General features: G+C 61.8%; 12 protein-coding genes. 3 read left to right on the forward strand and 9 right to left on the reverse strand.

Annotation, left to right across the window (positions count from 1 at the left end):
* On the reverse strand, positions 1–590 hold a 590-nt coding region (locus AB0M20_RS00530), incomplete at its 3' end, for a caspase family protein (RefSeq protein WP_364291371.1).
* The gene (locus AB0M20_RS00535) at positions 587–1,000 is read right to left on the reverse strand and encodes a hypothetical protein (RefSeq protein WP_364291374.1); all 414 of its coding nucleotides are present in this window, start codon (positions 998–1,000) and stop codon (positions 587–589) included. The genes AB0M20_RS00530 and AB0M20_RS00535, both read right to left, overlap by 4 nt.
* Positions 1,001–1,178: 178 nt before the next feature.
* Here AB0M20_RS00535 and AB0M20_RS00540 point away from each other — a divergent pair, with 178 nt between their 5' ends.
* Positions 1,179–1,457, forward strand: a complete 279-nt coding sequence (locus tag AB0M20_RS00540) for a hypothetical protein (protein WP_364291377.1) — start codon at positions 1,179–1,181, stop codon at positions 1,455–1,457.
* A 184-nt stretch (positions 1,458–1,641) separates the two neighbouring features.
* Here AB0M20_RS00540 and AB0M20_RS00545 read toward each other — a convergent pair whose 3' ends face one another.
* The 5 genes from AB0M20_RS00545 to AB0M20_RS00565 all read right to left on the reverse strand — a co-directional run bounded on the left by AB0M20_RS00545 (position 1,642) and on the right by AB0M20_RS00565 (position 8,896).
* Positions 1,642–3,810, reverse strand: coding sequence for a hypothetical protein (locus AB0M20_RS00545; protein ID WP_364291380.1), 2,169 nt, complete (start codon positions 3,808–3,810; stop codon positions 1,642–1,644).
* Between the two features lie 244 nt (positions 3,811–4,054).
* Positions 4,055–5,674: a protein kinase gene (locus AB0M20_RS00550; RefSeq protein WP_364291383.1), complete on the reverse strand. Its 1,620-nt coding sequence runs from the start codon at positions 5,672–5,674 to the stop codon at positions 4,055–4,057.
* Between the two features lie 631 nt (positions 5,675–6,305).
* On the reverse strand, positions 6,306–6,452 hold the full coding sequence (locus AB0M20_RS00555) for a hypothetical protein (RefSeq protein ID WP_364291386.1): 147 nt from the start codon (positions 6,450–6,452) through the stop codon (positions 6,306–6,308).
* 29 nt (positions 6,453–6,481) lie between these two features.
* Positions 6,482–6,625 carry a hypothetical protein gene (locus AB0M20_RS00560; protein WP_364291389.1) on the reverse strand — a complete coding sequence of 48 codons (144 nt, stop codon included), beginning with the start codon at positions 6,623–6,625 and terminating at the stop codon, positions 6,482–6,484.
* A gap of 1,965 nt (positions 6,626–8,590) precedes the next feature.
* Positions 8,591–8,896 (reverse strand): transposase, encoded by a 306-nt coding sequence (locus AB0M20_RS00565; RefSeq protein WP_364291452.1) that lies wholly within the window; start codon positions 8,894–8,896, stop codon positions 8,591–8,593.
* Positions 8,897–9,778: 882 nt separating this feature from the next.
* Between AB0M20_RS00565 and AB0M20_RS00570 the strand changes: the two genes are divergently transcribed.
* Complete coding sequence (locus AB0M20_RS00570; RefSeq protein WP_364291392.1) at positions 9,779–10,561, forward strand: hypothetical protein; 783 nt, start codon at positions 9,779–9,781, stop codon at positions 10,559–10,561.
* Between the two features lie 231 nt (positions 10,562–10,792).
* Here the strand turns inward: AB0M20_RS00570 and AB0M20_RS00575 are convergent, their stop codons facing one another.
* Positions 10,793–11,551, reverse strand: coding sequence for a hypothetical protein (locus AB0M20_RS00575; protein WP_364291395.1), 759 nt, complete (start codon positions 11,549–11,551; stop codon positions 10,793–10,795).
* Between the two features lie 562 nt (positions 11,552–12,113).
* Here AB0M20_RS00575 and AB0M20_RS00580 point away from each other — a divergent pair.
* Positions 12,114–14,039 (forward strand): hypothetical protein, encoded by a 1,926-nt coding sequence (locus AB0M20_RS00580; RefSeq protein ID WP_364291398.1) that lies wholly within the window; start codon positions 12,114–12,116, stop codon positions 14,037–14,039.
* A gap of 97 nt (positions 14,040–14,136) precedes the next feature.
* Here the strand turns inward: AB0M20_RS00580 and AB0M20_RS00585 are convergent, their stop codons facing one another.
* The gene (locus tag AB0M20_RS00585; protein ID WP_364291401.1) at positions 14,137–14,457 is read right to left on the reverse strand and encodes a tyrosine-type recombinase/integrase; all 321 of its coding nucleotides are present in this window, start codon (positions 14,455–14,457) and stop codon (positions 14,137–14,139) included.
* Between the last annotated feature and the right edge of the window lie 458 nt (positions 14,458–14,915).

The following is a 14,915-nucleotide window of genomic DNA, read 5'->3' on the forward strand; positions in this document are numbered from 1 at the left end:
CCGAGATGGTCCGTGGCGCCCCCACTCAGTCCGTCGAGCAACACCCTGGTGAAGGCGCCGTGCCCGCCCGACTCCTTCGACGTCTCCGTGCCGCGGCTGGCCGCCATGATGGTGACGTTCTCGCGCAGCGTGGCATGCGTTAGCCGGAAGCTGTCTGCGACAGCACCGGCCTGTGTGCCTGGAATGCTACCGGTCGCGCCGCTAAAGCAGCAGTCCAGCATAATGGTCACGCTACGAGCAGGCGACTCATTCGCTAGAGTAATGAGGTCGTGCATGGATACGCCGAGACTGAACTCGGTGAAGTCCTCTGTGACGAGCTCTGCGCCCCAAGGCGTCCGAGCACCATGGCCAGCGAAGAAGAACAGAAGATCGTAATCTCGGGCGTTCTCGAACAGCTTGTAGATTGCCCTCCGCAGCACGTCGCGTGTGATGGGATCGGTGTTGTCGCTCGTAATCACGTTGGTCGTCCAGTTGGCGTTCCCGTCGGCGTTCCGCGCAAGCAGCTCGTTGGCGGCGGTGGCATCGGCGACGCATCCGATCAGGCTCCCGCGGGGGTATCTGTCGATGCCAACGAGCAGGGCCCGCTTCATGCGTTCTTCCCTTCCCCCATCATCTGCGTCACGGCAGCACCGATTGCATTCCAATTCCATGCGATCACGCGTTTGCGGGGTAGACCGAAGGGCAACGGGCTGGAGACGCCGGCGCCGTCGACGTAGACGCCGAAGCTCGGAACATCCAGTTCACGCGCCATCGCGATCTCCAACGCGACGCCGCCAGCACTGGCCATATGTCGGCCTGACAGGACGATACACATATTCGTCTGCGAGATTCTCTGCCGGATGATCTCTTGCCACACAGCCTGCGGTAGGTCCACCCTGCTCGACCAGTCGTCGACGGCGAACGGGGTCGGCGAGTCCGTACGGGCTTGACCCACGAACAGGTTCCGCCACCGCTCGTCGTGTTCGAAATCGAAACCGACGAAGGCGCGGGGGTTCGACACTAGACGAGCTCCTTGTTCGAATCATATCGGATTTGTGGATTCAAATTGGGCAGCTTCGAGAAGCCGCGCACCAGGTTATAGCACTAGCATCTTGCCTCGTATACGGTCACGCTCGCGACAGGCGGTGCCCGCCGAACGTCACCGGAAGACACTCTCGCTTGACGGCGAGCTTCGCACTGTGCGGGCCAGCAAGGTGCGAGGTCGGATACTGCGCAAGGCTTCGGCCACCGTCTCGGAGGTCAGCTTCCGCGGCAGGCCAGAGTGGATCAGCTGGACCCACAAGTACGTAAAGGCGGTTGACGGTCTGAGTACGAGTGCGGACCAGGTCGTCGCGATCTTCGGTCACCGCTCGCAGAGCGGCGAGGGCTTCGTCGATCACGGCCATGTTCAGCCCGGTGGCGATCAAGACGGCGATGCCGACGGACAGCGCGTCGGTCCCATCGGTCTGCGGCCGTGACCGATGGACAACAAATGGACCCGCCGGGCGAGCTTCGCGGGCACGTTGACCGCCTAAACACTTCAGCGTCAGCCGATGGTCAGCGCCTAAACCTGCGGCGCCCTCGATCACCCAGCCCTCGTCGGGCCAGCGGCGGGCAGTCAGCTGGGGCTGGACGACGTGGCCGTGCCAGATCTACATACGCCTAGGGGGTCGGCGGCTCGCCATCCAACAGCCTTTCGATCCGGTTCAGTACATCTTCAGTGGGACCGAAGAGATCGCCGTAGGCGGTTGGTTCTTGTAGACCAGGGAATCGACGAAACTCATTAGCCATTGCCTTAATCACAGCCGACAGTACGCCCTTATCAAACTCGATCTCCGGCAACGAAGTATATGCAAGTATCCAGGTCGGCAGCGCCTGTGTTCGGAGCATCCAGTCGAATTGATGGTCGACGTGTTGGGTGAGGATCGGAGTGTCCCCCACACCGATCATTGGCCATTGATCAACACCCTGCCCGGCGGCCTGGAGCACACACAGTTGAGTATCGGTCCATATCCGGAGCATCCCTCGACGAAGCCCCTGGGAATCCGATTCGACCCATCGTCTTTGATCCATGTTGCGACAGTCAAGGACAGCCTTTGCTGGGCCCCAACTACGGGCGAACCATGCCACTACCTGTAAGTCCCACTCCAAGGCGGCGAGCTGATCAGGCCGATCCGGCAGATTTTTGTCGAATAGCCCTTGGCCCGGAAGAAAATGTCCGGCGTCGATTTGCCGTTGCTCATCCGGGTAAGGAGCTGCCAAACGAACAGGACCACCGGCGTCGCTACAGAGCGCCCCGAGGCGAAAGAAAGCGGACCTCACAGCCTTCCATTCCGTCGGCAGCCCAACAAGCTCCCGAGAGCCACCGAAAGCGAGCAAGCGTCCGATCCGGTTCGTCTCAATGACGTTGGAATTGACTACGTTCATGATCCGCAGAGTGGCGACCGCGGCGAGTAGATCGATGACGATGCGAGGCAACTCCGGGACGTCAAGAACCATAGTCTCCGGCGGAAACGGACCCCGAGGTACCGGAGCGTAGGCAAACTTGGCACCATCCTGCAGCGTCGCGACAGCGCTGGCCAGGACGTCGAAGTCGTCAACGGATATGTCACCGACTTTTCTGCCCGGCAGGAAGTCACATTCCATGGCAAGATAGGTGCTCAGCTCGAACTCCCGCCGACACCAAAGGCTATCATGATAATTAGGAGACTCAACTCGGAGGATCATTGGCGTTGGAGCGAAGAGTCGCCAGACCATACCAGTGTTGGTCTCCCAATTAGGCAAAGTGCATGCGTCAATTGCCACCAACGGTGAACCCCAGATGCTCCCGCGCTTGAGCGCTGTTTTCGCATCACCCGAACGATGGCTGATCGCGACTGTCGGACGAGGCCACCACGGCCTAAGCGCAGCGAAGGCGAAACTGTGGAGGTCCTTGGTCCGCACGTCAGACCACTTATGCCCTACTGCAATCTCGAGCCAGGCCAGCACCCGCAGGCCGACCGCCCATCGCCGGATAATGCAGCACGCCACAGGCGAGATGCCGGCCTCATGCCAAGGCGTAGTCGGGCGACCGGCCGGCAGAGTCGCCAATTGCAGCGTGGCGTAGAAGAGTGGCTCCCAACACAAAACTCTCGTCGTTACTCGAAGCACTGAGAGCAAATCGTCGACTTCGAGGTCCTCCAATAGAAGCATCCATGCCTCGCGCGTGTCCGCGGATTCGCCCTGCTGGTTTGCCGTTGGCTGAGGTCCGCCGTCGGTCCAATACGTCGTGTAGATGCTCTCGACGGCAATGACAACCCTGCCTGGCAAGTGCATTGCTGAACTCATCCTCAGCGCAGTGTTGATCCATTCCTGGGCAAGCTGGAAAATAAGACCGGCGTCATCGGTGTCGGAAAGAGCTAGCCCACGCAGACCCGGCCCAATCAACGTGTCGAGCCACGCAACAACGAGACCCCGCTGAAGTTCGGACAGGGACTTGAAATCAGCAATGGAATCCTGATGACTGAACAAGAGTGGCCTTGCGGACGCGAGGACAGAATCCAACGAGTCGCTGGTAGTGACGAAACCGAGATCGATCGCTTCGGCGCCGAGGACAGGAAAACTGTCGAGCTCTCTAGTACAGGCCCATCCCTGCGTCCCACTGATCCCGATGAACCTGAACTGGTTCGCGATCCAATAGTCATGCCCCCAGGTGTCGAGCGTTACGATCTTGGAAGCACTGTCGATCAACCGGGACGGCTCCGCCCACCAGTTCGTCCAGAAGTCAGGCCTGTTTGCCGTAATGGCTCTTCGCAGCCAGGCATGGGCAAGAGGCACGTTCAAATTGGACATAACGACTAGGTTCTACCTTCCGTACGGGACCGCAATGCCGGCGTCCACCCGCGACGTCGTTTCTTGAGCAAGACGGTCGACCTCGTCCGCCCGACGTAGCGGGTTCTCGTTGTCAAACAAAGTTCTGTAGGTTCCACCACCCCATGAAGTAGTCCGCCACATGAAGTGCTGCAAGTAGGCCGCGGGCGCCCGTCGCCGATCGTCGGGTGGGCACGGTTACGCTGGCCACCCGGAGGGGATTGGCTTACTGCACGGCGACGTTGCGGAAGCCGACTGTGCCGCGGGTGGGCGTGTTCCGAGCGGCGAACGCCAGGCCGAGGGTGACGGCGCCGCGGGCGAGTAGCGGTGCGCTGTGGTTGGTGACGGCCGGGTGGCCGTCGATGGTGACGGAGATACCCGTGTCCGGGGTAATGAGGATTTCCAGCGTGTGCCAACGGCCGGCGCTGATCGGGGTGGCTAGTGGGAAGTGGCCGAGTCTGCGGTGGTGGCCGGAGAACAGTTCCAGTGCGATGTAGCCGGTACAAGCTGTTGTCTGGTAGCGGGCTGGTCCAGTGACGTGACTCCAGACCACGGCACAGGTGTCCGTGTTGCTGAGGATGATGTCAGTCCGGATGGACTGCTCTCCTGCCGTTCGCGTGGCAGGGCAGGTGTAGGGCCGCGGCTCGCGTGTGGTGGCCTCGATGGGCCCGTCGAGCGTGCAGCCGGTCCGCGAGCCGGCCCGGCTGGCGCGGTCGTCGTCGGTGCTTTGCCGTTGCTGGCCGGCGTCCGGCCAGTTTTGCTGGGCCGGGCCGGGCGGGCTGATCCGGTCCGTGATTGGGGCCACGGCGAGACCGGCGGCGAGTGCGGCCGCGGCGACCGCGAGCACCGAGGTGCGTGGCAGCCAGTGGGCCGTGTGGAGCTGTGCGTGGCTTTTCAGGGTGTTCGACTTGGCGCGGGCCGCACCGCGCGCAGGAGGTGCCGGCTGTAGGACGGTGCGGCGGACCGCGGCCGCGGCGCGGCGCAGGTCGGGGTGCTGCTCGAGACTGGCGCGGACGCTGGGGTTGCCCGCTGCGCCGGCGCGTAGTAGGGCCTCGAGAAGTTCGTGGGCGCTCGGGCGTCGTGCTGGGTCAGGATCGAGGGCGCGGGAAACCAGTTGGCGCAGTGGTTCCGGTAAAGCTGTCAGGTGCGGTTCCGGCAATGGGATGCCGACAGCGGTGGCCGTCAGCGCCTCGGGCGTGAACGGTGTCCGGCCGGTGGCGGCGAACGCGATCACCGCCCCCCAGGCGAAGATGTCCGCTGCCGGGCCCGTCTGGGTCGTGGCGGTGAAGCGCTCCGGGCCCATGTAGGCGATGGTGCCGAGGATCTGTCCGGGGACGGTGTGCTGGCTGGTGGCATCCACGGCTTTGGCGATGCCGAAGTCGATCACCTTGGGCGTGCCCAAGGCGAACAACACGTTGGCAGGTTTGAGATCGCGGTGCACGACACCGGCATCATGGATGGCCGCCAGGGCGGTGGTGACACCGACCGCGACGCTATGCAGGTCGCCGCCGGATAGCGGTCCTCGGTCGTCGACGATCTCGGCGAGGCTCGGCCCGTCGACATACTCGACCACCAAGTACGGGGTAGACGCGTCGGCGTCGGCGTCAAGCACCGCGGCGGTGCAGAACGGCGGCACCTGCCGTGCCCGCTTGACCTCGCTGCGGAACCGATCACGGAAGATCGTGTCCGATGCCAGCTCCGGCCGGATGACCTTGACCGCAACGTCCCGGCCGGCGGAGTCTCGGCCCAAGTAGACCGCGCCCATGCCGCCCTCCCCTAGTCGCCGGACGATGCGATAGCTGCCAACATGCTGCGGGTCGCTTAAGCGCAGAGGACTCGATGTCACGGGCCCGGCCGCCTATCACTGAGAGTTACCTGAACGGATCGACCTGCACCGTACACATTCGCCGCACGTAGGAAAGCCTCGCGACCGCGTTGATTTTCGATCAACCTCTATGAATGATCTCCGTTGACTGAGAAAGATCAACAATTGCCGGTGGCAAAGACGGCAATCTCCTGGGGGTTCCTGCTGGTCAGAACACATGCGCGTTGGTAATCGACAGTGGACTTTGAAGCTGGCAAGCAAGGTGTGTAACAATTTCATATACGAAGATCCCGCCTCTTGGGCGGCTTGGCCGGCCGCAAACTCTTGCCTATCTTGGCGAATGAAAACATGAGTAGTCTTCGATACTGCATGTAGTTGCCGGGCTTGTCGCCGAGTGTGGCTTTCTCTCAAGCTCCGAGTTGAATACTCGAGCACTCAGACGACGAGCGGCCGCTTCGACAAGCGGACCATCCCCGGTGCGATCGCTCGGCTTGGGTGGCGGCGGCACGTCAGCGCACCCACCGCCGGCGACGGCTGGTCCGGGCGGGCAGCGTCGCAGCGATGAGGGCTGCCATCGTGAGGTACGGCGCGGTGTCGCTGACCGCGTCGCGAAGCGCGCCCCTCCCGCGGAACCGATGCCCTGCCCGGCCGCTCACGCCAGATGGAACAAGCCGAAGGCGAGTCCCTGGGGCAGACCGGCCGCTTCGGCGCCGTCGGACAGCAGCGCGGATGCGGGGGTCATGAGCTTGCCACCCACGGCCGCCGCGAAGATCACCACGACGACGAGCAGCCCGGCCACGGTCGGCAGTGGCAGGACGAAGCAGGCGATCAGGACGCCGGCGAGACCGGCACGCAGCGGCAGGTCTGGCCGGCCATTTCTTCGGGTTCGCCCTGCTCCAACACGATCGCCGCCAGCCACTGCTGGACGAACCCCGTGACACCCGCCGGCACCCGGTCGAGCTTGCCGACCAAATCGACTTAGTGGTCGCGAACGTCCTAGCGACGGTCCGCATGTCCGCCACCCCGGAGGAAATGGTAAACTCGGAGCTGGCAGGCCATCGATTCCGCGAGACATCGACAAAGCGTTGCTCACCAATTTGTCCGATCGTTGCGGCGGAATCGAATTGAGCGGAAAAGTACGGCGCGAGATACGAGCAAGATTCTGGGGGACATGCGGCGAGACGTCCTGAGCCTCAATGTGGGCCGGATTAGTCTCGATGGTCCTGACGATCGAAAGTCAAGGAGCCAAGTTATGCTTTGCCGGCTGACATAAGAGCCGTTATCGACCTCGTGACGTCGACGAGCGACGGCCGGATGAGGCTGGCGGGGTGCCCGTCCAGGGTGCAGCAGGAGCTCTTAGCGTCCGAGAACTCGATGTATGCAGCTCAACGTGTATCCCAAAAGCTCTCTCTCCTGCGCCATCGCCGGTGCATCGCATTCCGCCAGGTCAGAGCAGCGGGAAGGAACGCTAGGAAAGCAAGCCCTAGCCAATCCGTCGTTAGCTGCGCGGCTACGCCTAGTAACGCCCCGCCGAATAGTGCTCGGAGCTGCAGATTCTGTTGGTCGGGCTGGCTCGCTGCGGAGACGGTGACGGCGGGACGGACCACGGTTATCGAGGTGCCTCCTTCTTCTGTTCCCCCACCGCCGGAGATCCCGCAATGCGAGTCCTTCAAAGATATCTGCCGGCCGTCCTGATCAAATGAAGATGAAGAGTCCTTCAAACTCGAGTCGGTGGGAAGCGACCACCAGCCTTCGTCTTTGCACGCCATCTTCGTTGGAAATTTATCAAAGTCAAACCTCGCGCCATTACTTATTAGCGTGATCCGAATTGTGGGAATCGTTAGAATCCGAATTCCACCACTACCCTCGGCCCATCCGGTGGCCGAGCATTTCAAGACCGGTGGCAATGAGACATTGTCTCGCACGGGCGCCGGAACTGATGCCAGGTGCATGAACACCGAATCGGCATCCCACGGCGGCCCAGTACCGTCACGCCCAGTCGGGCCACTAAATATGGTTCCGAAGTCCAAAACTTCGGACGGTGGATGTTTGCTCCGCTCCAGAACTAGTTCTTCATCGGAAAATACGCTGCAATCCCATTGGCGATCCACAGTCGGCGACTGCACCACCCAAATCGCCGACGTACCGAGAAACCTTATACCGATGCTGACTGACTCGCTATCAGCCGATATCTCGATTCGCGACAGCGCCTTGACAACCTCAGGCCACGACTTCAACTGGTCGTTCTCAATCCTGAAGTTCAGAACGCCGGGACTTAGCGACGAGAATACTGGGGGCGATCTCAGCACAGGCGCCAGAACCATACACGAGATCAAGACAATGATGCCGGCCGCGAAGATTCTTGCAGTACTACGGTGCTTGTCCTGCCGACGGTGACGCTTGGACTTCCGGATCGGAACTCGAGACTTCCGGACAGCTGCGCGTTGCAGCCGGACCGCCGATCGCCCACTCCCCATTCGCATCTGTCGACGTACCGGAGGAGTGCCGTCCATACCACCAATATGAACCCTCGAGGTTTAGGTCGACTACCCCGTCGGACACGACCGCCCTCTCGTCGAGCGCGGGCGAGAGTCACTTGCGAGGTCCCGGCTCAACGTTCAGGCCGTCACCTAGACATTGAGGACGCTGGGAGGCTGACCTGCGCTTACGTCCAAGGTCGAGTCCGAACCTAGCAGCTCCCCGTAGGCATCAGAAGCCTCAAAGGAGGGCCTGCATGAACCTAAGCTTTAGTTCGTGAGCAAGGTGATGGGGGCTGAACGGCGCGCGCTACGAGTCGATGCCGAAAGGGGCGATCTGACGAAGACGCCGTACGCTGTACGCCGTTGCTGCCTGCCACTGTTCCCTGGCGCTAGCTGCGCAGTTAAAGGTCAGCTGGCGGCATGAGGCCGTCCAATCGCTGGGCCTGCGGCGGCGCCATCACGTGACCGTCGAGCGCAGGGCGAATGGGGCGGTCGAAGTGCTGGCCTTGACATCGGCCTGGGCCGGTAGCCGCGGGTGGACCGAGGTTGGGCGTCGAGGTCGTGCAAGTGGCAGCGCACCCGAGTCTGCGGAGTGGGCCGTCCACGAAGCGCGTACCGGGTCTGTAAGTAACGCGTGGAGCCGGTTCACGGTCCGAGTGCGGGTGCGGAGCAGGTCGTCGCGGTGTTCGGTCAAGGCGCGCAGCGCGGCGATCGCCTCGTCGATGACCGCGGTGTTTGGTCTGGCGACGGTGTGAGCGACGATGCCGACCTACAGGGCGTCGGCCTCGTCGCTGTTGCGTCCGTGTTCGGTGGACGACACCCGGACCCGGCGTGCCTGGCTTGGTGGGAACGCCAACCACATCGACAGCCTCGCCGGCCAGCCGTGCGGTCAGCGGTGCACCGAGACCTGCCGCCCTTAAACAGCCCAGATCGCCTGCGGCCAGCAATGGGCGAACTGGCGTAGCTGCCGGTATCTGTCGCAGTTGACCTCAACGCGGATCGCGGCAGGAGGTTGCAGGCGGATGTCGACGGCGACGGCGGTTCAAGACGCCTTGTGGGGATCGACCGCGATGATGACCTGCGCAAGTGTGGACATGGTGAGTTCCTCGCTGCACCGGGAAGGGAATTCGGCGGAAGGGCAGACCAACTTCGGGCTCGTCAGACCTCTCTCGAGCCTTTCACGCCGGCGGTCGTGGCCGGGACGCAGGCCGCTTGGCGGCAAGCCCCGTGGGCGGCAGCTGTAACTCGAGCGACCCCAACCACAAACTCGAAGATCATGGCTGCAGACCCCGATCTCCGCCACCATACAAACAAGTTGGAGACCTCTCTCCTCCTGACGGCTTGATACAGAGAGGTGCCGTACTTTGCAGTCTCGGGACTCGGCCCCACCCCGCCGACGTGAAGCTGTCTCCGGTCCCAGCCGACGTAAATGTTGCTATCGACCGCACATGATCCTGCGCTGAAGGAGACCGCTCCTGCTGCAGTTATCAGCAGAAGGTTCCGCTTGAGTGATCGAGGCCGGCCGCGGCCAGGCGACGGACGACAGGGTGTTCGGCATCGCTGACAGCCGCCGGTTTGTGGGGTGTGAAGGCGGAGTCTCCGTCCTGTAGCTTTGTTTGTTCGAGCCATCAGAAGGATGCCACGTATGCCTACGAAGCACTGGATACCACTCACTGGCGAGCTGGTATTGCGGAGTTTGGATGAGAATTCAGGCCAGACATTCCGCGGACTCGAAGCGACGCTTGGCCTGCACATAGGACCCGGGCCGATGGCTTTAATCGGGGCGCTGCTGGACCTTGCCGATGCTGGTCTTGCGGCGGTGGACGGCATGGACAGTCGCGCTACCTTCAAGGCCGTCCGCCGCGACATGTACGAGTACATGGAAGACTCGGCTGCCGTATGGCGGACGACAACTGGGTGGATGAAGATCACCAAGGCGCTGAGCGAGGTGCGCCTTGGTTCTCGGCGCGATGGTGACACGAAACCCTTTTTATGTTATCCGGTCTACGGGCAACCTGGGAAGTACCTCGATCAAACGGACATATTCGTTGTGATGCCTTTCGCCGACGACCTTAAGGCGGTTTACGAGGACCATTTGGTCAAGGTGGCAGTTGAGGAAAACCTTTCCATCAAGCGCGGCGACGACTTCTACACCGGTGGCGCAATAATGTCTGATGTGTGGTCAGCTATTTGCGCCAGCTCCTTGGTCATAGCCGATTGCACCGGGCGGAACGCAAATGTTTTTTATGAGCTAGGCATCGCCCATACAGTAGGGGTGCCAGTCATGATGATTAGCCGCTCATCAAACGATGTGCCATCCGATCTGCGGCATCTTCGTCATTACGTATACGAATTTACGCCGCGTGGAATGGAAAAGCTGGAGCTTGCCGTGCGGCGCGTAATTGCGAACACCTTAATCAATAGGTGAAGGGGAAGCTGAAGGTCGCGATCGCATACTTGGCCGATCGAGGGTTCGACCCGACTGCTTCTGCGTGAACGCGCCTGCTCGGCAAGCAACATCGGCCGCGTCGGATTCAGTGTCGGTATCGCTTGCACCTGCCTGCACTGCGAGAGCTTACCTGTACCCGCGATTACCGAGAGCGTCCAGGCATTAGGCTTATTTGACACATCTCAATGCCGAACCTGCATCGCGAGTCATCTACACGATGCGGGCGTCGGGAAAGCGTTCCGTCACAAAGCTTCGAATGAACGAGTCGCGCGGCAGCCCGTGAATTACCAATCGGCGCCCTTGGAGCACGTCGACGATATTCTCTTCGAACTTGTGTATGTCGCTGAGTGAGAGCAGTTCGGGCGGGTACAGATGTACCTCATCGCATGCCTCTACCTTCTCCCGTGTAGCTTGAATGTCTTTCGCTACTTCAGCAACACGAACGCCGCAAGGATTCGTGATGCCGCCGTCTTTCGTCAGATCAGTTATCCGCCAGACGCTTTCCTCGTTAATGTTGCGATAGTCGAGGACTAGACTGCCCTCAAGATTAGATCGGAACGCATCAAGGGCCGACTTTCCGCCTCTGCCGTCACTTGAGCGCAACTCTGAGATGCCGAACCTCTGACTATCGTACGAGAGTGAGATAGATACTTCGTCGGAAGCCAGGGAGACTTCGGTGCACGCTGTGTGCTGGAAGGCGTTCAAGGCCATCTCGTAGATGAATAAGCGAACCAGTTCGGCTTCCCCGCGCCAAGATCCCTCCAAGCCTATATCGATGACAAAGTCCGCAACTCGACGATGCAGATCCTCAGAAGAGCTCCATACGATCGATCTCTCCGCTGGGACTAGATCGCGCCAAGTGGTTAGAAAATCATTTCTCTCGAGTGCGAGCGCGGCGCCATGCTCTGCCCGCTCCTTCCATGCTTCCAAGATATCCAAGGTGAATCTGACTTCGTCGTCGTCGATCAACTTTGCATGGTCTTGACACAACCAAATCCCGTTATCGATATGCTGACGTTCACCTCGTGTCATGCTGCTGTCGTACCGTGCGCCACCGGGGGATGCGGCAGCGATGTGAGCGGCGACGCCCACGTTGGCGACATCGTTGGGCGACCCAAATGATGGGCCGCTCGTTGGACGGCCACACGACGGGTTCGAGCATCGGTAGCCGACTCGCCGTGCGAGGGCAACCTTGACGCGTTCAGGGAAATCGTCGCGAGTCATGAACGAACGTTACCGCAAGAAACGCCGGGCTAATGCTGACATGGTTCGTGCGCATCCATCTCGGCATTAACGCCAGGCCGTCACTGCCAGGGACAGCGGCAGATCAGTGCGCCGAAAATCACGCACCATTCTACCCTCCTGACTAGACGAAACACACTCCGAGGTTCGCGCCGACAGCATTGTCGGAAGGGCTCGCACGTAGGCGGTGAATCGCTGAGCTTCTTGATGAGCGTGGCGGCTACTGTAGTCCCTTCAGCTACGACAGCGGTGTCATCGTGATGGCAACGCCCGTGTGATCGGAACGCCCATGATGATCGACTACAACGTCAGCGACCACTGGTCCGATGATGATCCGGATTGGCTGAAGTCCTTGGTCTCCTCGCTCGACCGCCATCACGGCCTGAGCAGCGTTCTGCCCCTTACGGTCATCGTCGAGGAGATCACTGAGTGGGTCGACCTGGCCAGCGGCGGCGATGCGTGGAAGAAGTCCGCTAACCGCTCCTCTCTGCGGTCAGACCTCGACCAGTCGGTAAGCACGGTTGGCGCCCATCTCAGCAATCACATCGCAGGGAAGCTGGCTGCATTTCAAACGGCCCTGTCACAGCTCTCGAACAACCAGGCCGTGCTGTCCCAGCCGCCTGGCACTCGCACAGACGCGGTCTGGACAAACCTGCTCTGCTCCGCGGGCGAGCTGCTCAAAGAGTTGGACTCAGACGACGCGGCCCGCGCCAGCTGGGACGATCTGGTCGCTACGGCGCAGGATCGGACTCTGGCGCGGCGCGAGTATCGCCCCATCGCTGAGCTCTTGTTCGAGCAGCTGCAACGGCGGGGGGTCAGCGCGGAGAATACCTTCCGCGATCTCGTGTCGATAGTGGCCTTTGGCCGCGACCCTGGCGAAATCCCCCGCGGGGTGAAGGACATACCCTTCAATCAGCGGCTGGAAAGGGCGCGAACCTTCGTCGGCACAGCTGCCAAGGTGGAACCGATCGTCGTCTGGCTGGGCTACCAGGGGCGGATTCATCTCCACCTGTCCGCTGGGCGCGTGTTCTTCCTCAACGCGCACTGGGCCGTTCCCAACGCGGAGCCTGGCCACCAGGACTTCCCCCACAAGGAAGAGCTGTGGGCGCTGGTCCGGGACGGTCTCATATTCAATGTCGCGAAGATGGTCGACGAGGAGTCTGACGTCGACATCCTGGTGCGCGTCGACCTCGGCAATACGACGGCTGCCGGCGCGGTCTCGCGTGCCGTCGACATCGTGGACACCATCTTGAACGTGTCGATCCACAACGCTGGCGGAATCCGTCCGCGCCTTGCTCAGCACAGCGTCATTCGCTCAGGTAAACCCGGCGCCGTAGGCTTCCTGGCCAATTACCGTGAAACCGGTTTTCCCGACGACCATTACGGTGCGGGGATCACTGCTGACGCGATCGAACAACACGGTCCACGGATCGCCGAGGCACTCGCCCGAGCAGAACTTCCCCGGTTCCTGGCCGCAGCGATTGAAGTGCAGACAACGGCCGATCATCCCTTCAGCCGCGATATGGCAATGCGGCGGCCGTCTGAAGCCGACATCAGCAGTGTGATCCCGCTCTCGGACCGAGTGGTGCAGCACATCGCGGCCTACGCAGCGATGGACCCGAATGCTCTGTTCGCCCAGCTCAGAGAGCACTGGCCGCACATCCGATGGCTCACGGACCTTCAATGCGCAGCGGGGATGTGTCTGCTCGGCGGTGGTCGGCGCGGTGATCTGGTCAACGAGCTCACGCACGAGTGGTTCTCCGGTCGGCCGAAGCGGCCGTGGATCCTCCTTCTTGCTGATCGAGCCGATGACTTCCTGTCGCTGTGCCGTCTCGAGCATGAGAGAGCCTGGATCGCGCGCATGTTCACTAGTGTTAGCGATCACGTCGCCTACAGCGCCCTCATATATGAATACACAGCCGAAGGCAACGTACTCGAAGCGCGCCGCCGTCGCGTGCGCAACGCATTGGTCCACGGAAACCCCGCAAGTTTCGCGGTAGTGCAGTCCGTCCGCGAGTATGCCGAATTCCTCGGCGGCAGTGCCCTCAACCGCGGCCTCAAGTCCTTCGTTGAAGGGACGAGACCCGCCACAGCCCTGGCGACCAGAACGGAGGAGCTCACTGCAATGCAAGGTGGCCAGGATGCCGCAAGCTTCTGGCGTGCTCGGATCGCTGCCCAGGATCATTCCGGCGCGGCGCGCGATACGAAGCTTTGATCGTTCACCTAACGGTTCGCATCACTCTAGCGCCGCGCTGACGCAGATCTTCGATGCGGCAGACGCGCTATTCTCGGCAGTTCTGCTCACCGGCGAGCTACGTGCCTGAGGCCATGTAGGCGGCGAGGATGTAGTTGGGATGCCGGTCCAGGTTCTTGCGGGCACGGTCATACCGCATCGTTGTCCGCGGATCGGCATGTCGGGCTGCGATCCGTACGTCTCGAAGGCTGACGCCCGCATCGAGCATGGTGGTCACGAACGTGTGCCGGAGCATGTGGGGATGCATCCGTGGCATGCGGACCGCCGCGACGTCGGCCAGTGTCCTAAGCCGCCAGGAGGCCGCGTGCCGGTCCATCCGCACGTTGTGGGCGTTACGGAGGATCGGTCCGGCGTTCGCTGCCGTCGACAGCGCGGTCAATCGCGCGGCCCACTGCCGGCGGTAGCGGGATCAGGACGGTCCTGGCGCCCTTGCCACGGACCTTTAATACCCGGTGGCCATGTTCCTCGCCAAGGTCGTCGATGCTTGCGCCGCAGGCTCGAAGATCCGCAGGCCGAGGGGACCGAGCATGGCGATCAGGGCCAAGTCGTTGGTGTTCGGCGACAGTCGCGCTGTGCTGATCAATGCTTCGAACTGCAGGTGTCCCAGTCCGAACGTGGGCGACTCGGCCGGTACAGGTGGCCGGCGTCCGTAGTCGGCCGGTGAATACGGCAGGACCTGGTCGATGACGCAAACCCCGGTAGAAGGCGACGACGATCGACAACCGCCGAGAGACGGTGAAAGGCTGGTAGCAGCGAACGTCCTGCAACCAGCGCACATACCGCTCAACCTCGACCCGCTCCGCGCCCAGCGGGTCGAGGTCCTGACCCGCGCACCAG

The sequence above is a fragment of the Actinoplanes sp. NPDC051633 genome (assembly GCF_040681735.1).
Taxonomy (GTDB): Bacteria; Actinomycetota; Actinomycetes; order Mycobacteriales; family Micromonosporaceae; genus Actinoplanes.